1 protein-coding gene is annotated in these 382 nt (G+C 33.0%); it reads left to right on the forward strand.

The features are described 5' to 3' along the window. Nucleotides 1-51: 51 nt before the first annotated feature. A partial coding sequence (locus M3147_RS19175; RefSeq protein WP_251204984.1) for an ABC-2 transporter permease occupies nucleotides 52-382 on the forward strand: 331 nt, incomplete at its 3' end.

Below are 382 nucleotides of genomic sequence, written 5' to 3' on the forward strand. Positions count from 1 at the left end.
CATTGATGACGCTACAAAAATCATAATGCGAGGTGAAGTATAATGAAAGGTATGTTCCTAAGTAGTTTTTATGCAACGAGAAAGCAAACATATATTTATTTTATAGTCGCTATTATAGCTGCAGGATACTTTGCAGTATTTAATCCGTTGATGAGTTCGGCAATGGCTGGGGTTATGTTAATCACACCTATTACTGATAATATTAAACATGAAAAAGACTCAAGATGGATGTATTATGTATCTACTTTACCGGTTAAACGTAGTGATTATATTAAGTCATACTTTGCCTTTTATTTAATCTTATTCGGTGCAAGTTTAATGATTGGATTAGTTGTGACTACGATTGTGACCCAAAGTGTGATGATTGGTATTATGTCAGGTT

The organism is Agromyces mediolanus, from assembly GCF_023715325.1.
Lineage (GTDB): Bacteria > Actinomycetota > Actinomycetes > Actinomycetales > Microbacteriaceae > Agromyces > Agromyces mediolanus_A.